Below are 25,732 nucleotides of genomic sequence, written 5' to 3' on the forward strand. Positions count from 1 at the left end.
CACCGTCCGCCGGGCATTAGCCGGGGGAAGGAGGAAACCATGTCCGGTACGCAGATCGCCGTCCTCATCGTCGTCGCCGTCATCGTCCTGGCCGTCGCGGGCGTCGCCGTCTACCTCGGCCGCAACCGCTCCCGCCGCCGGCTCCAGGAACGCTTCGGGCCCGAGTACGACCGCACCGTGGAGGAGTCCGGCAGCCGCGAGGCCGCCGAGAAGGACCTGCTCGATCGCGAGCGCCGCCACGCCGAGCTGACCCTGATCCCGCTCAGCGACGAGTCCCGTACCCGCTACACCACCGAGTGGGAGCGGATCCAGGCCATGTTCATCGACTCGCCGGTCGCGGCGGTGGCCGAAGCTGATGAACTTGTGACCCAGCTGGTTGCCGAGCGCGGATATCCTACGGAGAACTACGACGAGCAGCTCCGCCACCTCTCGGTCGAGCACGCCAACACGCTCGGCCACTATCGGGACGCGCACGAGATCAGCGTCGCCAGCGCCCGTGGTGAGGCGAGCACCGAGCAGCTCCGCAAGGCCCTCGTTCACTACCGCGCACTCTTCGGCGAGCTGCTGGAAGCCGACCCGCTGCCGCCGAACTCTCCCGCCAGTTCCACCGAGAACACCCACACCAGCCACCGGTGAGGAGATCGTCCGATGCGTTTCTTCCAGAGCGAGTCCCACCCCAAGCCTGACGACACGACCGACGACAACGACCACGGCACCGACACCGTCCGCTCCGAGCCGGTGCCGGTGCCACGCGGCTCCGAGGAGAACGACGTGGCCGACGGCGGCACCCACCGCTCGCCGGACACCGACCTCGACGGACGGCCCGGCGACGGTACGGACGCGACCGCGGCCGACCGGCCGCACATCTCCACCGGATTCACGGACTCGGACCCGACGGACACATCGGACCTCTCGGACACTACCCGCCGGGATGACCCGGGCGCGGACGACTCGACGGCCGCGGACCGGCCGCACTTCTCCATCGGCGCGGTCGACCAGGACCCCGCCGGCCCGGACTCCACCGACCTGGACCGGGACGGCGACGACAGCTCGGTGCGGACCGGGGAGCCGGTCGACGCCGAGGTGGTCCCGGCCGGGACCACGGACGACGAGCCGGTGTTCGTCGAGCCGGTGCCGCAGGAGACCGCGTTCGGCGCGGCCACGGTGGGCGGCGCCGTGGCGGCGTCCGAGCTGGCGGCGCGCCGCGAGATCGACGACCCGGACGCGCCGGCGGTGGCGACCGCCCCGGTGCCGCAGACCGGCGCCGAGCGGACGGACGCGTTCGGCACGCCGGTGGCGGCGGAGTCGCCGTCGGAGTTCGGCCGGGAGGGCGATCTGGCCGAGGAGTCGCCGTGGGACTCGCACCGGACCGGGGACGGCCCGGCCGGCACCGACGAGGCGGCCGAGGACGAGGCCGCGCAGTCCCCGCACGATTTCGGCCGCGTGGGCGACACCGACGACGAGGCCGCGCAGTCCCCCCACGAGTTCGGCCGTGCGGGCGACGCGACCGGCACCCACGACGCGACCGACACCGACGGCGCCGACGCGGATCGGGCCGAGGATTCCGGGACCGCGGCCGACCGGGACCCGGGCCACGTCGAGGGGTTCGGCACGGCCGACCGCACCGATGACGAGGGCTTCGGCACGGCCGACCGCACGGATGAGGACGAGGGCTTCGGTGCGGCGGACCGCACGGACGGGGACAAGGGCTTCGGTGCGGCGGACCGCACGGACGGGGACGAGAACGACAAGCCGCTTCGGGCCGAGAGCGTCGGGGAGCCCGCGCACATCGAGGGGTTCGGCGCGGCCGGCGCGACCACCACCACCGATGAGACCGCCGCGAGTGAGCGGCTGGCCGAGGAGGACCGGCCCGGGGACGAGGCGGACACGTCCGGTTCCGGACACACCGCGGCGCTCGGCGCGGCGGCGGCCGGTGCCGTGGCCGGGGTCGCCGCCGCCGGTGCGGTCGGCGCGGCGCGGGCCGCGCGATCGGCGGACTCCGACGACCACGACACCCCGACCGGCACGACGGACCGGGACCGGGACGGCGACGGGCGCGTCAACGGCGAGCCGGCCACGCCGGTCACCGGCGCCGCGGTGCCGATCGAGCCGATCCCGGCGCCGGCCGACGCGGAGACGCGGGACGCGACCACCGTGGACGAGCCGGTCGAGCTGCTCCCCGGCGACGTGCCGGAGCAGCCCGCGCTGGCCGCGTTCTTCAGCGAGAGCGCGGCGAGCGACTTCCGCGACCGGTGGCGCGAGGTCCAGCTCCGCTTCGTCGACGACCCGGCCCAGGCCGCGGCGGACGCGGGCACGCTGGTCGACGAGGTGGTGGCCGCACTCAACGCGGCGATCGCCGAACAGCGCGAGGCACTCGGCGGCGCGCACGCCGGCGGCCAGAGCGACACCGAGCAGCTGCGGGTCCTGGTCCGCCGCCAGCGCGACTTCCTGGACCGCATCCTCGGCCTCTGAACCCCCACACCTCGCGGCCGCCCCGATCCCGGGGCGGCCGCTTCCGTTCCCGCGGAACGCGGTAGCCGCTCACCGCCGCGCTTGCCATGCACAGTGCGAGAGCCGCGCACGGGCGCGGCCCCCACACGCGTGCGGCCCCCACACGAGCGCGGCCCCCACACGAGCGCGGCCCCCACACGCGTGCGCCCCTCACACGCGTGCGGCCTTCACACGTGTGCGGCAGCCGCGCACGGTGTGCGGCAGCCGCACACAGGTGCGCCGGACGGGGGTGACGGCGCGGCCCCTGGTGGATCGGTCAGTGGCGGGACGGGCGGCGGCGGTCGCGGAGGCCGAGCAGTGCGCCGACCTGCGCGCCCACCACGGCGGCGGCGGCCAGTACGGCGGAGACCGCGAGCGGGAGCGGGCCGCGGTCGTTGCCGTCCAGCCCCTTGGCGCCGTTGAGTCCGCCCAGCGGGTCCTCGCCCTGGTGCGGCGCCTCGGGCGCCCCCTGGCCGCCGGGCGCGGGAGCCTGGGTGGACGGCGCCTGGGTGGCCGGGGCCGGGGCGGGAGTCGGTGCCGAGGTGGACGGTGCGGACGTGCCGGGTGCGGGGGTGGCCGCGCCGCCGGGTGCCGCGGGCGTGGGGTCCGTGACGTCGGGGGCGGTGCCGGGCGGCGTGGCGGTGACCGGCGGCGGCGCGTCGACCAGGCCGGTCGCGTGCTCGCGTACCCCCCGGTCCTTGGCGTTCTCCGGCAGGTGCAGGAAGTCGCCGGCCCGGATCACGTCGGGGTCGTCGATGCCGTTGAGCTGCGCCAGCTCCGGGTAGCGCTCGAAGTCGCCGAGGTAGCGGTCCGCGATCGCGCCCAGGTAGTCGTCCTGCTCGACGCGGTAGACCGGGTCGCCGGGCAGTGCCTCCGTGGCGGGCGCCCGGTAGGCCTGGCCACCGGCCTCGCCCGCGGTGCCGCCCGCGGCCGCGTGCGTCGGGGCGCTCCCCGGCGTACCGCTCCAGGGGCCTTGGTCCCAGGCGCCGCTCGCGGCGACCAGGTCCGGCCGGGCCGGCGCGGCGCCGAATCCGGCGGTGTACGTGGGAGCGGCGCTCTGGTAGCCGACGTGCAGCGGCGTGTCGCCGGGGATGCCGATGCTCGGCGCCGCCGCGGCCGGCGCGACGCCGCTGGGCACGGTCTGCGCGGCGCCGAGGCCGAGCGCGGACGCGGAGGCCGCCGCGCCGGTGGAGACGATCAGCGTGACGGACGCGATCAGCGCGGTCGCCATCCGCTGCTGGGTGCGCATGCCGGGCAGGTGCGGCGCCGGTACGCGCAGCACCAGCGCGACCAGTTCGACCAGCACGGACAGCGTGAACGTGAGCCAGCCCAGCCAGCCGACGAGCGCCAGCGCGCGCAGGAAGAGCTGCCCGTCGTCCGGGCTGGTCAGCGTCGCGACGGCCGCGTCCAGCGTGGGCAGCCGGTCCGGGATCGGGTTGCCGGCGACCGCGTAGAGCGCGATCGGCGCGCCGGCCAGCAGGCCGACGAGCAGCACGAGCCCGGCCAGCCCGGTCGTGATCCGCCCGATCCTTCGCGGTACGGAGATCCGTGTGCTCGTCATACCCTGTCGCCTTCTCTCGTAGGTCAGATGTCCTCGTCGGTCAGGAGTTCCGCGGTGGCGCTGCCGTTGACCGTGACCTGCTGCGGGAAGCCGAAGATGGGCAGCATCACCATGTCGTACGTCATCTGCACGTCCACCCGCAGGCAGCGTGCGGTGTCGGCGCAGCCCTCGCCCTGGGTGACCCAGGTCGCGTCGCCCTCCACCCCGGCCCGGTCCAGGTAGTCGACCGCGGCGTCGGCGGCGGCGGCCATGTCGACGACCTTCAGGCCGGCGCTCATCGCCTGCGCGACGTCGATCTGCTGGCCGCCGGCCCGGGCCGCCTCCGCTGCGAGGTTGTCCGCGCGCTGCTGGGTGCGCAGCCGGCCGGCCGCGTCGAACGACAGGCCGATCATGACGAGCACCGCGAACAGCGCGATCGCCAGGAAGATGCTGACCCGGCCGCGGTCCCGCTCGGCCCCGGTCATGACCGGCTCCGGTACGTGTCCAGCACCGACTCGTAGGTGGCCTGCTTGGTCCGGTCGCCCGGCACGCCCGGGAACCCGAGATCGGCGAACGAGATCACGCAGGTGACGGTGACGACCACGGACGCGGGCTGGCCGACCGGCGTAGCGAAGGCCCCGAGCAGCGAGTTCGGCGTGCCGTAGCTGATCACATTGCTGTTGGTGCACGTCACGTCCTGTTGCGCGAGCGCCTTCTCGGCGGCGGCGCGCGCGGCCGTGTCCGCCGAGGCGGCGTCGCGGGCGATCGAGGCGGCGCGGGCGGCGTCGTGCGCGGCGAGGTCCACCGCGTTCGTCGCGGTGGCGGTGCGGCCGACCACGAACGCGGTCACGATGAGCGCGATGAACGCCGGCGTCAGGATGGCGACCTCGACGGAGACCGACCCGCGGTCGCGGCGGCGGATCATCCGGCACCGCCCGGCTGGGTGAGGCGCTCGCGCGGCGCGCTGGCGGACTGGGTGACGGTGAGCGTCCAGCCCGGGATGACGGAGAGCGCGTTGCCGGTGACCACGCAGCTCACCTCGGTGTCCGTCTCGGTCACCGTGATGGTGGGCTGGGTGAGCCAGTCGCCCGCGGCCTTGATGAACGCGTCGGCGCGCTTCCAGCCGGAGCCGTCCTGCGCCTCGAACATCCGCTCGGTGGCGACCGCCTCCTGCGCGGCGGAGAGCGCGGTGGCGCGGGCCACGTAGACCGCGGCGATCTGGATGGCGCCGAACAGCATGAAGAAGATCACCGGCATCAGGACGGCCAGTTCGACCGGCGAGGCGCCGCGGTCGGGGCGAGGCGCGCGCGCCGGCCGCGCACGGTCCTCGGCGGACCGTGCGCGGCGTGCGGAGGCGTGTCCCGTCCTCATCGGCGGTATCAGTTGGGGACGGCCGGGATGTTGCCGGTGTCGTGGTCCATGAACAGGTTGGCCTCGTTGAAGGCCCAGGCCAGGACCGCGACCGCGAGCGCGGCCAGACCGGCGATGATGATGACGGTCGGCACCGGGCTGTCGCCGCGATCCCGGTTCTCGGGCCGGTTGAGGTCCGTCAGCCGGGCGGCGACGGCGGCATATGCGTGCAGGAACAGGGTCATGGTGCGGCCTCCCTTCGGGGGTTGTGGGGTCAGACCCTTGCCATGAACGGATAGATGACGAAGCCGAGCAGGATGAAGACGAGCAGCGCGCCGGGAATGTCCAGCCGGCTCGTGATCCCCTCGGCGCGGGCGAGCGACTCCGTCCGAATCTCGTCCCGGAGCGCGTCGGCACGGCTGCGCAGGGTGTCGTGCACCTGGGCGCCCTCGGTGCCGGAGGACTGCATGATCGCGCCGACGTCGCCGAGTTCGGGCACGCCGATGCGCTCGGAGAGTTCGCGCAGTTCCTCCCAAGGGGAGCGCATCTGCAACTGGGCGATGTGCAGCGCCTCCCGGATGCGCTCGAACACCCAGCCGTCGCAGATCTCGGCGGCCTGTTCGAGGGACTGGACCGGCCCGTGCGCCGCGGAGATCTGCAACGCGACCAGGTCCAGGTACGTGCAGACCGCCCGGCTGAACTCGCCCCGCGCGCGCTCGGCCCGGGACAGCACGTCGTGGTGGGCCACCCAGGCGGCCAGCGCCGCGAGCACCAGGCCGGCGAAGACCGGGACGACGAAGGGCAGCGGACGCCCGGCCAGCGCCAGCAGCGTGACCACCAGGACCGGCGTGATCAGGCCAACCAACGCGGACAGCAGGATGGAGAGCGCGTACTGCTCCGGGGTACGGCCGAGCAGGTCCAGCTCCCGCAGCGGCGGGCGGAGCCAGCGGGCGAAGCCGCCGAGCCACTCCAGGCCGCGCCGGCGGCGCACCTCCGCGATCGGCATCCGTCGCTGCTGGTGCAGCCGGCGCAGCGCCGGGGCCAGCGCGGGTGTGGCCGGCATCAGCTCGCGGACCGCGATGAACACGCCCGCGCCGACGGCCGCGCCGCCGCTGACCGCGATCGCGAGATCCGTGTTGAGGACGAGCCCGAACGGCGCGATCACCGGAACGCCTCCTCGGTCCGCGGCGGGTTCAGGAAGCGCGGCACCGGCGGCGGCATGCTCATCCCGCGCACCCAGGCCAGCAGCGCCACGAACCCGGTGCCGAGCGCGGCCATGATGAGCTGGCCGACCGGCGACGCGTACGGCCGCATGTACTGCGGGTTCAGCAGGCCCAGCACCAGCACGACCAGCGTGACCACGGTGAGGAACCGGACCGCGAACCGCGGCTGGGTGCGTTTCGCCTCCACCTCGCGGCGCGTGGCGACGTCCGCGGCGGCACCGGCCGCGATCGAGGCCAGCACGTCGCTGAGCCGCTCGCCGCGGTCGGTGAGGTGCAGGATCAGCGCGGCGACCACCTGGTCCGCGACCGGGTCGCCCATCTCGTCCGCGAACAGCAGCAGCGCGTCCGCCGGGTTCTCGCCGGCGCGCAGGCGCCCGGCGAGCGTGCGTACCTCGTCGCTGATCGTGTCCGGCGCGGTGGCGGCGGTGCTGACGATGGCCTGCTGCAGGCCCTGGCCGATGTTGGAGACGTCCTTGAGCCGTCGCGTCCACTCGCCCAGCGCCTCCACCCGCGCGATGCTGCGCTGCTCGGCCCGGCCCACGGTGAACAGCCAGGGCGCGCCCGGGATCGCGATGCCGACCAGCACGCCGATCACCGGCAGGCCGGTGAGCAGCCAGGCGAGCGCGGCGGCGGCGAACGCGAGGATGATGACCGCGTGGTGGCGGCGCCGGCCGGCCGCGCTCGGGTCGCTGCCGTTCCAGATCCGCCGCAGCCGGAGGGTCAGCCGGGAGTCCGGCCCCGACGGGCCGGGCCGGCCGAAGACCGCCACGGCGGCCAGGATCAGGCCGCCCACGATCGCTGCACCGCCCAGCGCCGCGATCAGCGAGATGCTCGCCGTCTGGTTCATGCCGGCCTCAGCAGACTGACCCGGGGCCGGCGCCAGGCGCCGGTCTTCGCGTCGATATAGCGGCTGAGCATGCGCGCGTCGTAGCCGACCCGCAGCAGTTGGTCCCGGACCCGCTCGGGCAGGTGCATCGGGATCGCGCGGCCGTCCCGCCCCGGCCCGAAGACCGTGGTGGTGGCGAGCCGGCCGCCCTCGCCCACGCCGATGACCTCCTCGACGTGCGAGACGAACCGGTGCTTGCGGCCGCCGATCGCGGTCTCGTCCTCGATCGTCACGTAGACGATCAGGTCGAGCGCGTTGCCGGCCATCCGGCGGGCCATCTCGACCGTCATCTCGCGGCCGTGGGAGAGCGCCAGCTCGATGATGCGTTCCAGCACGCCGGTGGACGTACGCGCGTGGATCGTGCACATCGAGCCGCGGCTCGTGGTCATCGCCTGGAGCATCGGGACGATCTCCCGCGACCGGACCTCGCCCACGATGATCCGCAGCACCCCCATCCGCAGCGAGAGCGGGATCAGATCCGCGATGGTGACCTCACCGGCGGGGCGGCCGTCCGGCCCGCGCTCGCCGTGCCCCTCGCGCGCCTCGAAGCTCATCACGGCCCGGTGGTAGCCGTTCTCGTCCCGGGCCGGCAGCAGCTCGCGGCTCTCCTCCAGCAGCACGAACGGCTCGTCCGGCGCGATCTCCCGCATCAGGGCGCGGATGACCGTGGTCTTCCCGGCGCCGGCCAGCCCGGCGACCATGATGTTCAGCCCGGCGCGGATGGAGGCGCGGAGGAAGTCGCGCAGCAGCGGGTCGAGCATCTCGTCCAGGTCGCCCCGGCCGCCGGCGATGTCCTCCAACGTCACGTCGAGCGTGTTGTGACGCCGGATCACCGCGTACGGACGGCGGCTGACCAGGTAGACCGCGGCGAGCCGGCTGCCGTCCGGGAGTTGCAGGTCGAGCGTGGGCTTGGAGGTGGACAGCGACCGCTCGGTGGCGCCGGCCCGGCGCGCCGCCGCCTGGATCGTCTCGATCATCTCCTCGTCGCTGTCCGCGATCGGCTCGCCCCAGTCGACGCCGCCACCGCGCCGGGTGATCCGCACCCGGTCGCAGCCGAGCACGTGCACCTCCTCGATGGACGGATCGTTGAGCAGCCGCTGGAGCCGCCCGAGGCCGACCATCTCCGCGGTGACCAGGTCGAGCAGCAAGCGCTCCTCGGCCGCGGAGATCGGCGTGCCGGTGCGGCGCTGGGTGTCCGCGTACTCCGCGACGACCGCGACCGCGACCCGGTCCCGCTCGCGCCGCTCCTGCTCGGGCGTGAGGTTCTGGCCGCGCTCGACGATCGTGATCCGCTCGCTCAGCCGCCGGCGCAGCTCCTTGACCACCGCGTAGTCGCGGCGCGGCACGCCGGCCGGCGCGGGCGGTGGCTCCGGCGGCGCCACGGTGGCACCGGCCGGCTGCGGCGTCAGGTGGAACGCCTGGGCCGGGAACGCCGGGGGCGCGCCGTTGGCCGGCGGGTGGCCGTTGGCGGGCGGCGCCGGGCGGGGGTCCTGGGACAGTGGCTCAAACCGCACGCGGCAGCTCCTCCGTGATCGGCCCGTCCGGGGCGGGCGACTGCCCGTTCCGGACGGATTGAGCCGGCGGCGGTGCTGGCTGGGTCTGGTGCGGAACGTGTGGGGCCCGCCATGAGACGGGCGGGTTCTCCTGGGTCGGCGGCGCGGGCTGCTGCCGGGCGGGCGCGCCCTGCTGCGCGTCCCGAGGCGTCTGTGACTCCCGCGCCGCCTGACGCGGCGGCACCGACGGCTGCTGCGGCGCCGCCGGAGACTCCGCGGCCGGCTGAGACGGCCCTGCGACCTGCTCGGCGGCGGAGGCCTGCTGCGGTACCGGCGGGGGCGCCGCCGGCCACGCGTGCTGCGGCGGCGCACCGTGCTGAGGCTGTGCGGTGTGCTGAGGCTGGGCCGTGTGCTGCAGCGGTCCGGCCGGCGCGGCGTGCTGCGGTGCCGGGTGCGCGTGCTGCGGCGCGGACGTCTGCTGTGGGACGGGTGGCATCGGCGGCGCGGTCGTGTTCCACGTGGCCCGCGCTCGGCGCCGGTCCACCATGGACCGGATCGGCACCTCCAGCGCCGCCGCCGCGCGCATCAGCGGTCGCCGCCCGCGGACCGTACCCCCGTAGCTGAGCACCTGGGCGGTCTGCCGGTCGATCGGCAGGTGCGCCGCGACCGGCACGCCGAGCGCGCGGCTGATCTCGCCCTTGCCGTGCCCGCCGCCGACCACCACGAGCCGCACCGTGCCCGGCGGTACGCCGTTGTCGCGCAGGTCGCGGCCGATCGCCTCGAGCGTGGCCGCCGCGTTCGACAGGTCCGGCAGCCGGGCGGACGTGACCACCAGCACCGCGGACGCCGCGCGCAGGATCGGCCACGGCGGGTTCGCCACGTGCAGCCGGCCGCAGTCGGCCAGCACGTCGAAGCCGGGGTTCTCGTGCTCCAGCCGGGTGAAGAAGTCCGCGAACCGGCCCCAGAGCGGCGTCAGGCTGCCGGCCTGTGCCGGGTTCGCCAGGCCGGGCAGCAGCAGCCGCTGCCGCTTCGGCGCGTCCAGGTCCACGAGCTGGCCCCAGAAGTCCTGCTCCAGGCGGCCGTCCCGCAGCTCGGAGACGGCCAGCTCGCCGATGCCACGCGGCCCCTCCAGCGCGCCGCCCAGGTATCCCGCCATGAGTGAGCCGCCGGCCGGGTCGCACTCGGCCAGCACGACCCGGCTGTGCCAGGAGAGCGTGCAGGCCAGGGCCGTGGTGGTCACGCCGGGCGAGCCCTTCGGCGAGACGAACGCGATGATCGCCACGATCAGGATCCGCTCTGCAGCACGACCGAGATGCGTCGCTGCGCGTGCAGCAGCACCACGGCGGCGGCGTCCTTCTCGGCGACGGAGACGTAGACGACGGTCATGTCGCTGGGCACCGCGGACTCCTGCTGCGGCGTGACGGTGTCGACCACCACGCCCTGGAACCGGGTGGCCTCGGACGGCGCGGCGTCCTGCCGCGCCGGCGCGCCGACCAGGAGCACCTTGTCGCCGGGCCGCAGCGCGCGGGCCGGGATCTCCTGCGGTGACAGGCCGAGCGCGACCTGCTGCTGACCGGCGCCGAGCAGCTGCTTGTCGGTGATCTGGTCGGGGGTGAGCAGGCTGCCGGCCGACAGCGCCACCGCGGCCCGCTTGCCGACCACCTTGTCCGCGTCCGAGGCCGCGATCGGGGTGAGGCCCTGACCGCCGCCGAGCTGCACGATCATCAGGTCCTCGGGCACGATCTGGGCGCCGACCGACACCGGGCGCGCGACCGCGATGTACTGGCCGGTCGCGCGCACCGAGTTCACCGCGTACGCCGCGGCGAGACCGCCCAGCGCCACGAGCAGCAGAGCGAGACCGAGCAGCCCCGGCCGGGTACGACGCTGGCGCACCACCTTGGGCGGGGCGACCGGGGCATCGGCCGGTCCGGGAGCGGGACGCGTCTGCGCCACGGTCATCGGTTCACCACCTGAAGCTCGTTGACGACGTAGGCCGTCGTGCTGTACTCGGTCGTCACGCCGGGCAGCACGCCCGACCCGCTGGTCGTGGTGGTCCAGGCGAGGTCCCACGACGTGCGCACGCGGACCTGGTAGGGGGCGCCGCCCGGGTTCGTGTTGCTGGCGCGCTGGTAGCCGGGCAGGCTGCTGCCGGCCATCGGGTATCCGCAGGACGGCGAACGGCCGGTGCCCTTGTCCGTGCTCCACGCCTCGCCGCGACCGGTGCAGACCACCGTCCCGACTCCGTCGCCCATGTCCCACTCGGCCCGCACCGGCGTCGCGGTGACGGTGACGGTGAGCCCGGCGACGGACTCGGTCCTGCTGATCGGCGCGTCCGGCCACGCGGTGTCCTGGCGGATGCGCATCCAGACCGGCAGGCCGAGCACGCCCGCGCCGGCGGGTGACAATTCGGCTTCGGGAACGGGGATCACGATGCGGGTGGCGATGTCCGCAGCGACCGCGGCCGGGTCCGGCACGAACACGTCCGGCGGGGCATCGAGGTCCTCCTCCGACTGGGCGCCGGGATTGTCCAGGCAGGACTTGAGGTAGCGCGTCTTGCCCTCCGGCACGCCCGCCGGCTGCGGCTCGGCCATCCGGTAGTAGCAGCCGTCGTTGCCGTTGAAGTAGCCGGCGCCCTCGACGTAGCAGTCGACCTCCTGGCCGCGCCAGGAACAGGTGCCCGTTCCGCCGCCGCCTCCGCCGCCGGGGTTGTTGCCGTTGCCGTCGCCCGGGATGGTGGTCTCGTCGCCGATGCTGCACTCGGTGGAGTCCGGGGTGTTGTGGCACTCCGGCGGCGCCGCGTAGACATCCGGGCCGCGGACCAGCATGAGGCCGGTCGTGGCGAGCACCCCGGCGAGCAGCGTGGCGAGCGCGAGGCGCACGCGCGTCCGGCGGGTCAGCACGGCTGGTCCTCGTGTGAGAGCCCGTCGCTGACCAGCCAGCTGGCCTGCACCGGGTAGTACGTCACGGTGGCGGTGGCGACGTAGCGGACCTTCCGCTTGCCGGGGACCGCGGATCGCGTCGTTTCGTAGACCATTTCGTAATCCGTCCCGTCGACACAGTCCTGGATCTGAACCGTCTTGGGCGTGCTTTCTAGATCAACAAGGGTGACCGTCGGATTTATGATCAGCCGCCCCTGCCGGATCGCGCCCTCCTGCCTGAGGTCGCTGATTCCGGCCTGCACCCGCGCCAATAGTGGATCAGCGAGGAATTCCCGGAGGCCGTCGTATTGCGGATCCGGGATCGCCGATGCCTTTTGCGCGGCATCCATATAGCCCTGGTACGCGGCGAGCGCTGCGTCGGCCGCCTTGGAGCGCTCGGTGTCCCCGGTCGGGGCGGCGGACGGGGTGGCGTCGAGCGAGACCGGCGTGGGGCCCTCCAGGCCGCTTCCGCAGGCGCTCACGGCGACCGCCATCGCAAGGGTGGCAAGGATCGCGGGGACCCTTCTCGTGGTGTGCGGCTGCACCCGGTGCATCGATGAAGGACCTCCTTCCGCACATCGCAGGCGCCGATGGACGGACGTGCTCAGGCGGCGCCCGTTTTGCGCAGGGCGCGCGTTTTCTTACGTGATCCCGATATGCGATTGAGTCGCGCTGCGCTCCCGTTCCCGCGCGGCCCTCCCCAGGGGCCGTCGCACTCCGCGCCCCGGTCGCCGGGACGGTTCGCCGGCGGTGTTGCGCCGACAAATGGGGAGCATAGGCTCAGCGACGCCGATAGAACAGAGGCAATCCAAGTCCGTACTAAGAGTGACGATCTCCAGCTCACGGCCCCGATCTTGCGCTCTCAGTGCCGTCAATGTTCCCGACATCTCGCGCCCGGCCGCCCGTCATCCGCCCCGGACCGCGCCGCGACGAGCGGGATTCCCGGTCGGAGCGTGTAAACGCAGCGGGCGACACGCCGACGCGGATGCGGCCGACCGGGACGCGATGGTGGTAATCGATCCCCGCCCGCGCGGCCCTCGATCGTGGAATCGGCCGGCACACCGGCCACATCGAGCACTTCCGCAACATGAAAAATACTCTGCGTAGTTAAGGCCCCGCACTCACTCCGTACCCCTTATGGGGGTTTTAACCCTTTACTGCCTCAAGTTTCGCTTAAGTGCGGCGCGGCCGCCTTTCCCGTATCGGACAAGATCGGCATCATGGCAGCCGATCGACCCGAGGCTCGCCACACGCGTCGAGCGGGGCCGGCTGCCACCGGCTCCGCTCCGCGGCGCCTCAGACCGACACTCGCAGCCAGGAGCCGGGCCGGTAAGGGGCGTCGAGCCGTTTGGCGATGACCGCCGGCAGCCCGTGCGCGCGCGCCGCGTCGATCGCGTAGCCACCGCCGCCGGAGAAGTACGGCGGCGTCTGCCACGACTCCCCCGACACGTCCAGGTCGGCCAGCAGCGAGCGCCGGTCCGCGTAGCCGAGCTCCTCGGTCGACCGGCCCTCCAACCACAACAGATCGAAGACCAGCAGCTGTACGGGGATCCGCCCGGCCCGCCGCCGCCCGCCGCCCTCGATCCGCGAGCGCAGCGCGGCACGGCTCACGTGCCCCTCCCGGTCGAACGCGACCACCACGCCGTCCAGCACGCACTCGATCGGCGCCAGCGCCTCGGCCAGCCCGCGCAGCTCGCCGAACGCGCCGGTCAGCTCGTGGCCGTCCACGTCCAGCAGCCGCACCCGGCCACCGTCCACACAGGCGATCGCGCGGGCGCCGTCCCACTCCATCTCATACGCCCAGTCCCCGTCCCCGGCCGGCAGCCGCGCGGCCGGGATCGGGCGGACCGGCAGCACCTGCTCCGGCATCGGCGTCCAGCCCGGCTCCGGCGGGTCCATCCGGTGGATCATCCAGTCCCGGTCCCGGGTGTGGAACAGCGCGTACCGCCCGGACACCCGGTCGCCGCGGAGCACCACGATCACCTCGTCGTCGCTCCACTTCTCCACCTCGTACCGGCCGCGGTCGAAGATGGTCATGGTGCCGCCGCCGTACTCGCCGCGCGGGATCTCGCCGGAGAACCCGGCGTACTCCATCGGATGGTCCTCGGTGTGCACCGCGAGATGGTTGCGCCGGGGGTCGCGCGGCAACCCGCGCGGCACCGCCCAGCAGACCAGCACGCCGTCCCGCTCCAGCCGCAGGTCCCAGTGCAGCCGGCGGGCGTGGTGCTGGTGGACCACGAACGCGTCGCCGGTGCCGAGCCTGATCCGCTCCGGAATGGGTTCCGGGGTACGCCGCGCATCGCGCTTGCCACGATAAGCGTCCAGTCGGTCACCCATAGCCACATTGTGCGGCGGATTAGCGCGAAACATCCGCTGATGAACGTGAATGAAACGGTCTCGTTACGGCGTCAGAATCTGAAGTGCTCCGCGACCCGCACCAGCTCCGTGGCGACCTCGGTGAGCCGGTCCGCCTCCTCCCGGGTGGCCGCGGACTCCTCCAGCGTCACCCGCACCGCACGGGACACGTCGGCCATCGTGCCCGCGATCTCCTCGCCCCGGCCGGACGCCTCGGACATGTTCCGGTTCATCTCGCCGGTGGTCGCCGACTGCTCGTCCACCGCACCCGCGATCGTGGTCTGGAACTCGTTGATCCGCTCGATGATGCCGGTGATCTGCGCGATCGCCTCGCGCGCGGCCAGCGTGTCCGCCTGGATCTCCTGCACCTGGCCGACGATGCCCTCGGTGGCCCGCGCCGTCTCCTGGGCGAGGTCCTTCACCTCGCCGGCCACCACCGCGAAGCCCTTGCCCGCCTCGCCGGCCCGCGCCGCCTCGATCGTCGCGTTGAGCGCCAGCAGGTTCGTCTGTCCCGCGATGGCCGTGATGCTGCGGACCACGTTGTCGATCTCGGCGCTGGACGCGCTCAGCTTCGACATCGAGTCGTTCGTGCGCGCCGCCGCGGCCGCGGCCTCCGTGGCCACCCGGACCGCCTCGTTCGCGCTCTGCGAGATCTCCCGGATGGACGCGCCCATCTCCGTGCTGCCCTGCGCGATCGTGCCGATGTTCGCGGACATCTGCGCGGAGGCGTCGGTGGCGCCGACCGCCCGCGCGCTCGCGCTCTCGGCCGCCGCGGTGATCCGGCCGGACGCGTCCGACATCCGCCGCGCGGTCGCGCCCACCCGTTCCGCCGAGCCGGCGAACGCCTCGACCGCGGTACGCACGCCGTCGATCGCCTCGTTCACCGCGCCGGCCATCCGGCCCAGTTCGTCCCGGGAGGTGACGGTGGCGCGCCGGGTCAGGTCCCCTCGGGCGAGCGCGCCCAGCACCTCGCAGACCTCCACCAGCGGGCGCCGGATCGCGCGAAGCACGAACCAGGCCAGCGTCGCCAGCAGGACCGCGCACGCGGCCTGGGAGAGCCCGACCTGCCACTGCGCCGCGGAGCGCTGGTCGCGGACCGCCGCGGAGGCCGTGGCGGCGTCCGCGGCCAGCGCGTCGCTGACCGTCGGCAGCCCGTCCTCCACCGCGCCGAAGCTCTCCAGGAAGTCGGCGTAGCCGGGCGGCGTCCGGCCCGGCTCGGTGATCGCGCCCAGCGTCCGCGTGGCCAGGGTGGTGTAGTTCTCGATGTCCGGGAGCACGGCGTGCGCGGCCGCCCGCACCTCGGCGCTCTCCTCGGTGCCGGTCACGAAGTCCGCGACGTTCCCGCTGATCGTGTCGATGTGGCCGGCCAGATCGTCCGCCGCCTCCTGCCGCTCCGCCGCGGTGGTGGCGAGCAGCGCGCGCTGGACGTCGCCGCGGATGGCGTCGTGCGCCATGTCCGCCTCCAGCGCCTGCCGGGTGGAGGCGGACACCTGCTCGAGCTGGCGGGCCCGCTCCGCCACGTCGTCCAGCGCGGCCATCGCCATCCCCGCCGTCACCAGCAGGGAAACGAGCGCGAACGCCACGATCGACCCGATCTTGGTCCCTACCGAGCGATCCCTGATCCCCATGACTTCATCGTGCGGGCCGATCGCGGTTCAGCAGCGGAAATGGCCAAATCGCGCCCGGGTCAGGTCAGCGGAACGGAGGCGACCACGGCGTCGGCCATGGCGCGCATCCCGGCGTCGGTCAGGTGCAGGAAGTCGGTGTGCGCGTAGGCGGGCAGCAGCGCGGTGGGGTTGGCCGGGTCGCGCAGGGCCGCGTCGAAGTCGACGACCGCGTCGAACGCACCGGAGGTACGAATCCAGCCGTTCAGCGCGGCCCGGGTCGCCTCCCGCGCGGCCGTGTGCCTGTCGAACCCGGCGAACGGCAGGATCGTGCCGCCGTAGACCGCGACGCCGCGCGCGTGCGCCCGGTCGATCAGCGTCTGGTACGCGGCCCGCAGGTCCCACGACGTGACCGGCACGCTGCCCTCGCGGAGGATGTCGTTGACGCCCTCCAGCAGGATCACCGCGCGCACCTCCGGGTGGCCGAGCGCGTCGTGCTCGAACCGGCTCAGCGCGCTGAGCCCGGCCTCCGGGCCGGCGTCGAAGAGCACCGAGTTCCCGGCGATCCCGGCGTTGACCACGCCGAACCGGGGCGCGCCACCGGTGTCGGCGTGCAGGCGGCGAGCGAGGTAGTCGGGGTAGCGGCGGTTCGTCAGCGGGGTCGACGAGAAGCCGTCGGTGAGCGAGTCGCCGAACGCCACGACCGTCCCGGTGGCGCTCGCGCTGACCACGTCGATGCCGCCGAGGTAGTACCAGGCCCCGTGCCGGATCGGGTACGCGTCGCTGGTGTCGTCGGCGGCGTGGTTCCCCGGGTCGGAGACGTACGTGTTCATCAGCGCGTTCGGGTGCCGCACGGACGGCCCGGTCGTGCCCGGCAGGTAGAGGCTGACCAGCAGGTTCACGCCGATCGGCACGGTCATGTCGACCGGATCACTGATGATCTCCCGACCGGCCGGGACGACCACGCTCCCCTGCCCGCCGAACGTGACCCGCCGGTGGCTGCCGGCCCGGGCGATGCCGCCGAGGCTCTGCTCGGCGAGGTCCACGTGCCCCACGGTCAGCGGCGTGGTGCCGCGCAGGTTGGACAGCCGCACCCGGGGCGCGGTCCCGCCGCCGGACGCGTACACCACCTGGCGCAGCGTCCGGTCGGTGAAGCTGGGGCCGCCCCCGTTGAGCGACGGCCCCCAGATGCCGACCCGCCCCGGCGCCGCGGACGCGGTCCCCGGCCCGATCGTCACCGCGGCGGCGGCGAGCGGGACGGCGCTCAGCACCGCGCGCCTGCTGACGTTCCTCACGCTACGAGACATCGGCAGATGATCTCACAACCGCCGATGTCCCGGGGTACGCGCGGGTCAGGCCTTCGGCGCGGGCCGCTGGCCGTAGACGTTCTGGTAGCGCTCGTAGAGCGAGTCGATGTGGTGCTGCGGGAGCGGCTGCACCGGCCCGCGCAGCGTGGCGAAGTGCACCGTGCGCGCCACGTCCTCGCACATCACCGCGGCCTTCACCGCCGCCTTGGCGTTCTTGCCGATGGTGAACGGGCCGTGGCTGCGCATGAGCACGGCCGGGGACCGGTGCCCGGACAGCGTCTCCACGATGCCCTTGCCGATGTCGTCGCTGCCGATCAGCGCGAACGGGCCGATCGGGATGGGCCCGCCGAACTCGTCGGCCATCGCGGTGATCACGCACGGGATCTCCTCGCCGCGCGCGGCCCAGGCGGTCGCGTACGGGCTGTGCGTGTGCACGACGCCGCCGACCTCGGGCATCGCGCGGTAGACGTACGCGTGCGAGTCGGTGTCACTGGACGGTGCGTGCGCGCCGTCGACCACGGTGCCGTCGAGGTCGCACACGACCATCGACTCGGGCGTCAGGTCCTCGTAGGACAGTCCGCTCGGCTTGATCACCATGAGGTCGGCACCGGGGACCCGGGCGGAGACGTTGCCGCTGGTCCAGGTCACCAGGCCCCAGCGGGTGAGTTCGGAGTGCAGCAGGCACACCTCGGCCCGCAGCTTGTTCACGATCTCGAGGTGCTCAACGGGGATGGTCATGAGTTCACCGCCTGGTTACGGATGGCGCGAAGCCGGTGGAGGGACTTACTGCTCCGGCCGAACTGCTCGTGCAGCTCGGTGTAGATCTCGAAGAGCGCGTCGTACGCGTCCGCGCGCGCCGGGTCCGGCGTGTAGACGTTCCGGCGCACCTTGCCCATGGCCGCGGCGGCGGCGCGGATGTCCGGGTACGCCCCGGCCGCGACCGCGGCGTGGATCGCGGAGCCGAGCGCGGGCCCCTGGTCGGAGTCGATCAGGTGCAGCGGCCGGCGCAGCACGTCCGCGTAGATCTGCATGAGGAACGCGTTCTTCAGCAGCCCGCCCGCGACGATGAACTCGTTCACCGGTACGCCGGACCGCTCGAACGCCTCGACGATGGTCCGGGTGCCGAACGCGGTCGCCTCGATCAGCGCGCGGTAGACGTCCTCCGGCCGGGTGGCCAGCGTCTCGCCGATGATCACGCCGGACAGATTGTGGTCGACCAGCACGGACCGGTTGCCGTTGTGCCAGTCGAGCGCCACCAGGCCGTGCTCGCCGACGGCCTGCTTCGAGGCCAGCTCCGTCAGGTAGCCGTGCAGCGAGATGCCGCGCTCGGCGGCCTCGGACGCGTACGACGCCGGCACGAAGTTGTCCACGAACCAGCCGAAGATGTCGCCGACGCCGCTCTGCCCGGCCTCGTACCCCCACAGGCCCGGGATGATCCCGTCCTGGACCACGCCGCACATGCCCGGCACCTCGGCGAGCGCGTCCGAGCTCATGATGTGGCAGGTGCTGGTGCCCATCACCGCGAGCAGCTGGCCGGGCTCGACCGCGGCCGCGGCCGGCGCGGTGACGTGCGCGTCGACGTTGCCGACCGCGACCGCGATGCCCTCGGGCAGGCCGGTCCAGGCGGCCGCCTCCGCGGACAGCCGGCCGGCCAGCCCGCCGAGCGGCGACAGGTCGAGGCGGAGCTTGTCGACGAAGCCGCCGAAGCCCGGGTTCAGCGCCTCCAGGAAGGCGGTGGACGGCCAGTCCCCGTCCTGGTAGATGCCCTTGTATCCGGCGGTGCAGACGTTGCGCGTCTCGACGCCGGTGAGCTGCCAGACGATCCAGTCCGCGGCCTCGATCCAGCGGTCGGCCCGCGCGTAGATCTCCGGGTCCTCCTCCAGCACCTGCAGGCCCTTGGCGAACTCCCACTCGGAGGAGATCTTCCCGCCGTACCGGTTGATCCAGGGCTCCTTGCGCTCGTGCGCGAGCGCGTTGATCCGGTCGGCCTGCGGCTGGGCCGCGTGGTGCTTCCACAGCTTGACGTAGGCGTGCGGCCGGTCCGCGAAGCCCTCGACCTCGTTCAGCGGCGTGCCGTCCGCGAGCGTGGGCAGCACGGTGCAGGCGGTGAAGTCGGTGGCGATGCCGATCACGCTCTCGGCCGGCACCCCGGCCGCGGCCAGCGCGGCGGGCACGGTCACCCGCAGCACCTCGCGGTAGTCCTCGGGCACCTGCAGTGCGGTGTCCGGGGCCAGTCGCACGGACGAGCCGGGCAGCGTGCGCTCCACGACCGCGTGCGGATATTCGTGCACGGCGCTGGCCAACTCGGCACCGTCGGAGACGCGGACCACGACGGCGCGCCCGGAGAGCGTGCCGTAGTCGACACCGATCACCACGCGCTCGTTGTTAGCGCTCACACCATCGGTCATGGCGAGGAGTCCTTCACTGGTTAGAGAAAACGGGCGGTGCTGGATCGGATCACCAGGCGCGCGGGCACGATGTCGCGCAGCGCGTCGGGTGACTGGTCCGGCCGGGCGGCGTCGATCTGCCCCAGGAGCATGCGCATGCTGCGCCGCCCGACCTCGGTGAAGTCCTGGGTGACGGTGGTCAGCGGCGGCGGGAAGAACTCCGCCTCCGGGATGTCGTCGAAGCCCACCACGCTGACGTCCTCGGGCACCCGGATGTCCGCCTCGCGCAGCGCGCGCAGCGCACCCAGCGCCATCTGGTCGTTGCCGACGAAGATCGCGGTTATCCGGCCCGGCTCCGCGCGCGCGATCGCGGCCAGCTCCGCGCCGGCCTGGTAACCGGAGCGCGGGCTCCAGTCGCCGCGGATCGGCGGCGGCACGGCCGCACCGGCGGCGGTGAGCGCGGCCTCCCAGCCGCGCACCCGGGCGTCCGCCTCCAGCCAATCGGCCGGGCCGCCGATGTGCCAGACCGTGCGGTGGCCGAGGTCCAGCAGGTATCGCGTGGCGAGCGCGGCGCCGCCCGCCTGGTCCACCGCGACGATCGGGACGTCCCCCGCGTTCGGCCCCTCGACCGCGACGACCGGGGAGCCCTGCGGCAGGTCGAGGATCGCCTCGATGGCCGCCTGCTGCGGCGCCAGCACTATGTATCCGTCGACGGACTGGGCGGCCAGGTAGTCGAGCGCCTCCCGTACCGTCTCGTGGGTGATGGCCTTGAGACTGACGATCGAGACGAAGTATCCGGCCTCGCGGGCCGCCTGCTCGATGCCGTAGAGCGTGCTGGCCGGGCCGAACAGCGTGGTGTCGAAGGCGACCACGCCGAGCGTCTGGGTGCGGCTGGTGACCAGCGCGCGGGCGGAGTAGTTGCGCCGGTACGCCAGCTCCTCGATGGCGGCCAGCACCCGGTCGCGCGTCTCGGCCCGCACGTTCGGATGCTCGTTGAGCACGCGGGAGACCGTCTGGTGGGAGACGCCCGCCAGGCGCGCCACGTCGGCCATGATGGGCGGGCCGGACGTCCGTCTGCGCGGCATGCGCGGCTCACCGCCTCCCGAAATTTGCCGTTCACAGCGCCGTGATGTGGGGAACATTGTTAGCGTTAACATCCGAGGTCGTCAAGGGCGGGTTTTACGACCGGCACGCATCCTGCGACAACGGATCAAATTCACGATCTTCAAATCTCGGCGGTACGCGAGAAAAGCCCCCGGCCCGGCGGGCGGCCGGGCCGGGGGCACCCCAGCGAAAGGCTTACAGCGCCGGATAGGCGTTGTTCATCAGCTCGGTCAGCTGCGCCGGGAAGAACGCACCGGAGATCGGGGCGTTCGGCAGCGCGCCGCTCGGGTTGTTGCCGTTGCGGGCGTTACCGGTGTAGGTGGGGTCACACATGCGGTCGAAGCCCTTGCCCTCGGTGTTCGGGATCAGCTCGCTGGAGCCGTCCGACTCACCCGGCGGCTTCACCCACACATAGGCGTCGATGCCCGGCTCCGGCGCCGCCTTCGGGCGCTCACCCAGGCCCGCACCGGACTGGTTGCACCAGTTGCCGGCGTGGATGCGCCGGTCGACCCGGGACTCGTTGACGAACGTGTTCACGTCGGTCGACGTGCTGGCCGCGGTCGGCCGGTCCGGGCCGCCCCAGCCGTTGCGGCTGGTGTCGATCAGCATGCCGATGTCCGAGCGGAAGCCCTTGGCGACCAGCTCGGTACGGAACGCCTGCGCGAACGACAGCTCGTCCACGTAGAAGTTCCAGTCCACCCACTTCGACTGGCGCACGGACTGGCCGTTCACCGTGGTGCCGGCGTTGAAGAACGGCTCCTTCAGCGCGGAGTAGTTCGCGGTGTTGGTGATGAAGCCGTGCACGTTGTTCACGGTGCTGCCGGAGGCGTTGGCGGCCTGGGCGAACAGCGTCGCCGACGGGCCGAAGTTGGTGTCCCAGCCGATCCAGCCGTGGTGCGCGGCGTCGATGTAGTTGTAGACGTTCGCGATCGGGCCCAGCTTGGCCAGCGCGTAGCCGACGCCGTCGACGTACCCGTTGTTGGCCTTCATCGTGCGGCACATCTCGGTACCGGCCGCGCCGTCGACGTTCGTCACCAGGTTCGGCAGCGAGTCGATCTCGATGATGTTGATGATCCGCAGGTTCCGGTACTTCGGGTCCGCCTGGATCGCCGCGATCGGGTCGATGTACTGCGCCTTGTACTTCGGCAGCTCCGTCGGGCCGAGCTCACCGTTGGAGGCCAGCGCCGCGCAGTCCCGGCCGGGCAGGTTGTAGATCACGAACTGGATGTAGCCCGCGCCCTGCGCCAGCGCCGCGTCCAGGTGGTCGCGCACGCCCATCGAGCCGTTGGAGCTGCTGCCCTCGGTGCCCTCGATGGCGGCGATCCGGTCCAGCCAGACCGCGGTCGGCTGGTTGGAGATCCGGTTGCCGCCGGCCACCGACTCCGCCTTCGCCTTCCACTCCGGGTTGACGTAGCCCTGCGCGCCGACGTACGGGTTGTCCACCTTGGAGCCGGGGTTGCCGGTCGGGCCCGGGGTCGGCGTGGTCGGGCCGGGCGTCGGGGAGCCCGGGTCGCCCGTCGGCGAGCCGGTGGGGCCCGCCGCGCCGGTGCAGACCGTGCCGTTCAGCGAGAACGAGGTCGGCGCCGTGTTGGTGCCGGAGAAGGTGGCCTGGAAGCCGGGGGTCACCGACGCGTTGGTGCCCAGCGACGTGGCCCAGGACGGGTTCCGCACGGTCACCGCGGTGCCGGACTGACTGAAATCGCCGTTCCACCCCTGCGTGACCTGCTGGTTCCCGGCCCAGGTCCAGGTGAGGTTCCATCCGTTGGTGATCGGGTCACCGAGGTTGGTGACCGTCAGGTTCCCGGTGAAGCCGGTGCTCCACTGGTTCACCGAGTAGGTGACCCTGCAGCCGGCGGCCGCGCTGGCCTGCGAGGCGGCCACGACGATGCCGGTGGTGCCGAGCGCGAGCGCGGTGACGGCGGTCAGGCCGCGGCGCCAGCGCTGCGAAGGACTCGAGCCGAGTCTCATGCTGGATTCTCCTAGGTTGTCGCAGATAGCCGAGGGCGCACTGGTTTCCGCTCGGCGCGGCGTGATCCGTCCGCGGGACAGCGAGGACCCACGAAGGACACGCCGGATGACGGCCCGCCCGACCCGGACGGCGAGCAACGCGAAGAAAGAGGGGTGTTTCGGCCCGCCTCGCGATCGGTGAGACACCGCTCGCGTGCCCTGTGGCGGCCGTGCGCATCGGCTCCGGATGCGACTGCGGTGAGTTTTGCATGGGAGGGCTCCCATGCACAAGGGATGACGAAACGATTACCGCATCGTTGCACGTCAACGCGTCGAAATGGACGAACGTGCATTTCAACTGGCAGCGGGCCCGTGTCACCTGGCGGGGATCTCCTTGTGGCGCGCCGATTCCGTACACTAATTTCGATGCCGGTCGGATTTTCCGCACAGCCTCTGGGAGGCGGCGTGAACTCGGGGGGTGACGTGCGGGCGGGACCGCTGGTGATACCGCCGGGCACCGTGCTCCGGCTGGCCAAGGACGACCAGCGGGCCGGCGTCTGGCCGATCTGGATCCGCATCGACCGGCTCGGCCTGCGTGAGGACCGCTGGCAGCTGGTCGAGGGCCATCAGCTGGCGGACGACGGCACCCCGATGGGCCGCGTGCAGGTCTGGGCCGCCCTCGACGCACTCCGGAAGGGACTCGCATGACCACCGCGCTCCACGGACCCGTGTTCCGCGCCGACCCGCACGCGGTCTACCGCGCCATGCGCGAGGAGGCGCCGGTGCACCGCGTCGAGCTGGCCGGTGGGGTGGAGGCCTGGCTGGTCACCCGGTACGACGACGCGAAGGCCGCGCTCACCGATCCGCGCCTGGTCAAGGGCGTGCTGCACCCGCCGCGGCGGATGGACCTCCCGGACGACGTGCACTCCTCGATCACCCACCACATGCTCTCCGCCGACCCGCCGGACCACACGCGGCTGCGGCGGCTGGTCTCGGCCACCTTCACGCCGCGGCGGATCGAGGCACTGCGGCCGCGGATCACCGCGCTGACCGCGGAGCTGCTGGACGCCATGGACGGCCTCGGCGCCGCGGACCTGATCGAGACGTTCGCGTTTCCGCTGCCGATCGCGGTGATCAGCGAGCTGCTCGGCGTGCCGATGGAGGACCGGGAGGCGTTCCGCTCGTGGTCCAACCTGGTCACCTCGCCCGGCGACCGCCGGGCCGAGGCGCCCCGGGCCGTGATCGCGCTGCACGGGTACGTCCAGGAGCTGATCACGCAGAAGCGGAAGGCGCCCGGTGACGACCTGCTGTCCGCCATGATCGCGGTGCGCGAGGGCGGCGACCGGCTGACCGAGGAGGAGCTGTCCTCCACCGTCTTCCTGCTGCTCATCGCGGGCCACGAGACCACGGTCAACCTGATCGCCAACGGCGTGTACCGGCTGCTCTCCGAGCGCGACCGGTGGGAGGAACTGCGCGCCCGCCGCGAGCTGCTGCCGTCCGCGATCGAGGAGTTCCTGCGCTTCGACAGCCCGGTGCAGACCAGCACCGTACGGATCAGCGCGCAGCCGCTGACCATCGGCGGCGTGGACATCCCGGCCGGCCGGGTGGTGATGGTCAGCCTGCTCTCGGCGAACATGGACGGCGCCCGCTACCCCGACCCGGAGCAGCTGCGGCTGTCCCGCACCGGCACGCCGCACCTGGCGTTCGGCCACGGCATCCACTACTGCCTGGGCGCGCCGCTGGCCCGGCTGGAGGCGCAGATCGCGTTCACCGGCCTGTTGGACCGCTTCCCGAACCTGCGGATGACGGTGTCGCCCGCGGAGCTCACCTGGCGGCCCGGCACGCTCATCCACGGGCTGGAGGCGCTGCCGGTGACCGGCCTCACCTCGCGTCACACCTGAAGCCCGTCCGGGCGGGCGGCCGCGCCCGCCCGCGGGCAGCTCACGAGCGGGGGCGGCGGGCCGACCTTCGCCGAGTGGCTGGCCGCGCCCGGCAAATGACCTAGGGTGGATACGCCGGGTCCGTAACACGACGGCGACAAGCGGTATATCTGGACGATACCTGCCCACGACAGCCTGAAACGCTCATCAACGACGTGGGCGGACGGGAGCACAGCGGGCGTGGATCTCAATACGATCTCCGAGGTCGTGGCGGTGCGCGAGGCGCCGGACACGGCCGGGTGGCGACCCGGCGACGCCTGGCTGGGCGGCGGCACCTGGCTCTTCTCCGAGCCGCAGCCGCGACTGCGCCGGCTGATCGACCTGCCGAGCCTGGGCTGGCCCGCGCTGACCGTCACGGACCAGGGCCTGGAGATCGCGGCGACCTGCACGCTCGCCCAGTTGCACGCGTTCGCGGCGTCGGACGACTGGCTCGCGGCCCGGCTGTTCCCGCTCGCCTGCCGCGCGCTGCTCGGCAGCTTCAAGATCTGGAACGCGGCCACGGTCGGCGGCAACATCTGCCTCGCGTTGCCGGCCGGGCCGATGATCTCGCTGACCGCCGCGCTGGACGGCGTCTGCACGATCTGGGGGCCGTCCGGGTCGCGCGCGCTGCCCGTGCGCGAGATGGTCACCGGCCCGCAGCGGAACGCGCTGGCCCCGGGCGAGCTGCTGCGCTCGGTGCACCTGCCGGTCGCGGCGCTGCGCTCGCCGGCCGCGTTCCGGCAGACGTCGCTGAGCCCGGTTGGCCGGTCCGCGGCGCTGCTGATCGGGCGGCGCACCGCCGGGCTGGAGCTGACCGTGACCGCGTCCGTGATCCGGCCGCTGCGGCTGTCCTTCCCGGCGCCACCCACCGCGGCCGAGCTGCGCGACGCCATCGCCGCGGTCCCGGCCGACACCTACCACGACGACGTGCACGGCACCCCCGCCTGGCGCCGCCACATGACGTTCGAGCTCGCCGAGGAGATCCGGGCGGAGCTGGCATGAGCGAGCTTGCGAGCGAATCATCGGCTCAGCGCCGACCACCCGCCGACCGCACCAACCCACCCCAACCCGGCACCAGTGAGCTTGCGAGCGAATCATCGGCTCAGCGCCGACCACCCACCCACCGCACCAACCCACCCCAACCCGGCACCAGCGAGCTTGCGAGCGAATCATCGGCTCAGCGCCGACCACCCACCCACCGCACCAACC

Annotated in this window: 23 protein-coding genes and 1 pseudogene; 5 read left to right on the top strand and 19 right to left on the bottom strand. The window is 73.0% G+C overall.

Translation table 11 applies throughout. The features are described from left to right. Positions 1 to 39 precede the first annotated feature (39 nt). On the top strand, positions 40 to 636 hold the full coding sequence (locus J2S41_RS28075; protein ID WP_310372017.1) for a hypothetical protein: 597 nt from the start codon (positions 40 to 42) through the stop codon (positions 634 to 636). Between the two features lie 12 nt (positions 637 to 648). After that, entirely contained in the window at positions 649 to 2,472 is a 1,824-nt protein-coding gene (locus tag J2S41_RS28080) for a hypothetical protein (RefSeq protein ID WP_310372018.1), read from the top strand. A gap of 295 nt (positions 2,473 to 2,767) precedes the next feature. On the opposite strand, the gene J2S41_RS28085 is transcribed toward J2S41_RS28080, so the two are convergent. From J2S41_RS28085 to J2S41_RS28175, 19 genes and pseudogenes are all read right to left on the bottom strand, one after another. Then, a complete protein-coding gene (locus J2S41_RS28085) occupies positions 2,768 to 4,051 on the bottom strand; it encodes a LysM peptidoglycan-binding domain-containing protein (RefSeq protein ID WP_310372020.1) in 1,284 nt (427 codons plus the stop codon). Positions 4,052 to 4,074: 23 nt separating this feature from the next. Beyond that, entirely contained in the window at positions 4,075 to 4,515 is a 441-nt protein-coding gene (locus J2S41_RS28090) for a pilus assembly protein TadG-related protein (protein ID WP_310372022.1), read from the bottom strand. Beyond that, on the bottom strand, positions 4,512 to 4,955 hold the full coding sequence (locus tag J2S41_RS28095; RefSeq protein ID WP_310372024.1) for a TadE/TadG family type IV pilus assembly protein: 444 nt from the start codon (positions 4,953 to 4,955) through the stop codon (positions 4,512 to 4,514). The genes J2S41_RS28090 and J2S41_RS28095 overlap by 4 nt, the downstream gene beginning before the upstream one ends. Further along, entirely contained in the window at positions 4,952 to 5,401 is a 450-nt protein-coding gene (locus tag J2S41_RS28100) for a TadE family protein (protein WP_310372025.1), read from the bottom strand. The genes J2S41_RS28095 and J2S41_RS28100 overlap by 4 nt, the downstream gene beginning before the upstream one ends. Positions 5,402 to 5,409: 8 nt before the next feature. Then, the gene (locus tag J2S41_RS28105; protein ID WP_310372027.1) at positions 5,410 to 5,625 is read right to left on the bottom strand and encodes a hypothetical protein; all 216 of its coding nucleotides are present in this window, start codon (positions 5,623 to 5,625) and stop codon (positions 5,410 to 5,412) included. Positions 5,626 to 5,654: 29 nt separating this feature from the next. Further along, positions 5,655 to 6,542 carry a type II secretion system F family protein gene (locus J2S41_RS28110; RefSeq protein ID WP_310376581.1) on the bottom strand — a complete coding sequence of 296 codons (888 nt, stop codon included), beginning with the start codon at positions 6,540 to 6,542 and terminating at the stop codon, positions 5,655 to 5,657. Beyond that, positions 6,542 to 7,486, bottom strand: a complete 945-nt coding sequence (locus J2S41_RS28115; RefSeq protein WP_374728277.1) for a type II secretion system F family protein — start codon at positions 7,484 to 7,486, stop codon at positions 6,542 to 6,544. The genes J2S41_RS28110 and J2S41_RS28115 overlap by 1 nt, the downstream gene beginning before the upstream one ends. Beyond that, complete coding sequence (locus J2S41_RS28120) at positions 7,447 to 9,003, bottom strand: TadA family conjugal transfer-associated ATPase (RefSeq protein WP_310372031.1); 1,557 nt, start codon at positions 9,001 to 9,003, stop codon at positions 7,447 to 7,449. Before J2S41_RS28120 ends, J2S41_RS28115 begins: the two co-directional genes overlap by 40 nt. 484 nt (positions 9,004 to 9,487) lie before the next feature. Continuing rightward, a pseudogene (locus J2S41_RS28125) lies at positions 9,488 to 10,264 on the bottom strand (CpaE/TadZ family protein); the annotation flags it as partial. Positions 10,265 to 10,266: 2 nt separating this feature from the next. Beyond that, a complete protein-coding gene (locus tag J2S41_RS28130; protein WP_310372033.1) occupies positions 10,267 to 10,941 on the bottom strand; it encodes an SAF domain-containing protein in 675 nt (224 codons plus the stop codon). Further along, positions 10,938 to 11,882, bottom strand: coding sequence for a hypothetical protein (locus J2S41_RS28135; protein WP_310372034.1), 945 nt, complete (start codon positions 11,880 to 11,882; stop codon positions 10,938 to 10,940). Before J2S41_RS28135 ends, J2S41_RS28130 begins: the two co-directional genes overlap by 4 nt. Continuing rightward, positions 11,876 to 12,454, bottom strand: a complete 579-nt coding sequence (locus J2S41_RS28140) for a hypothetical protein (RefSeq protein ID WP_310372036.1) — start codon at positions 12,452 to 12,454, stop codon at positions 11,876 to 11,878. The genes J2S41_RS28135 and J2S41_RS28140 overlap by 7 nt, the downstream gene beginning before the upstream one ends. A gap of 742 nt (positions 12,455 to 13,196) precedes the next feature. Next, complete coding sequence (locus tag J2S41_RS28145) at positions 13,197 to 14,237, bottom strand: DNA polymerase ligase N-terminal domain-containing protein (RefSeq protein ID WP_310372037.1); 1,041 nt, start codon at positions 14,235 to 14,237, stop codon at positions 13,197 to 13,199. A gap of 71 nt (positions 14,238 to 14,308) precedes the next feature. Further along, positions 14,309 to 15,883, bottom strand: coding sequence for a methyl-accepting chemotaxis protein (locus J2S41_RS28150; protein WP_310372039.1), 1,575 nt, complete (start codon positions 15,881 to 15,883; stop codon positions 14,309 to 14,311). A 59-nt stretch (positions 15,884 to 15,942) separates the two neighbouring features. Then, complete coding sequence (locus J2S41_RS28155; RefSeq protein ID WP_310372041.1) at positions 15,943 to 17,166, bottom strand: SGNH/GDSL hydrolase family protein; 1,224 nt, start codon at positions 17,164 to 17,166, stop codon at positions 15,943 to 15,945. A 45-nt stretch (positions 17,167 to 17,211) separates the two neighbouring features. After that, complete coding sequence (locus tag J2S41_RS28160; protein WP_310372043.1) at positions 17,212 to 17,904, bottom strand: L-ribulose-5-phosphate 4-epimerase; 693 nt, start codon at positions 17,902 to 17,904, stop codon at positions 17,212 to 17,214. Next, positions 17,901 to 19,574, bottom strand: a complete 1,674-nt coding sequence (gene araB, locus J2S41_RS28165) for a ribulokinase (protein WP_310372044.1) — start codon at positions 19,572 to 19,574, stop codon at positions 17,901 to 17,903. Before araB ends, J2S41_RS28160 begins: the two co-directional genes overlap by 4 nt. A 20-nt stretch (positions 19,575 to 19,594) precedes the next feature. After that, on the bottom strand, positions 19,595 to 20,638 hold the full coding sequence (locus J2S41_RS28170; RefSeq protein ID WP_310372045.1) for a LacI family DNA-binding transcriptional regulator: 1,044 nt from the start codon (positions 20,636 to 20,638) through the stop codon (positions 19,595 to 19,597). Positions 20,639 to 20,852: 214 nt separating this feature from the next. After that, on the bottom strand, positions 20,853 to 22,625 hold the full coding sequence (locus tag J2S41_RS28175; protein WP_310372046.1) for a glycoside hydrolase family 6 protein: 1,773 nt from the start codon (positions 22,623 to 22,625) through the stop codon (positions 20,853 to 20,855). Between the two features lie 444 nt (positions 22,626 to 23,069). Between J2S41_RS28175 and J2S41_RS28180 the strand changes: the two genes are divergently transcribed. The 3 genes from J2S41_RS28180 (at position 23,070) to J2S41_RS28190 (ending at position 25,525) form a co-directional block, all read left to right on the top strand. Continuing rightward, positions 23,070 to 23,312, top strand: a complete 243-nt coding sequence (locus tag J2S41_RS28180; protein ID WP_310372048.1) for a hypothetical protein — start codon at positions 23,070 to 23,072, stop codon at positions 23,310 to 23,312. Then, positions 23,309 to 24,505 carry a cytochrome P450 family protein gene (locus J2S41_RS28185; protein ID WP_310372049.1) on the top strand — a complete coding sequence of 399 codons (1,197 nt, stop codon included), beginning with the start codon at positions 23,309 to 23,311 and terminating at the stop codon, positions 24,503 to 24,505. The genes J2S41_RS28180 and J2S41_RS28185 overlap by 4 nt, the downstream gene beginning before the upstream one ends. Before the next feature lie 219 nt (positions 24,506 to 24,724). Next, entirely contained in the window at positions 24,725 to 25,525 is an 801-nt protein-coding gene (locus J2S41_RS28190; RefSeq protein ID WP_310372050.1) for an FAD binding domain-containing protein, read from the top strand. The last annotated feature ends 207 nt before the right edge of the window (positions 25,526 to 25,732 follow it).

Origin of the sequence: Catenuloplanes atrovinosus, from assembly GCF_031458235.1 — a bacterium.
Classification (GTDB): Bacteria; Actinomycetota; Actinomycetes; order Mycobacteriales; family Micromonosporaceae; genus Catenuloplanes; species Catenuloplanes atrovinosus.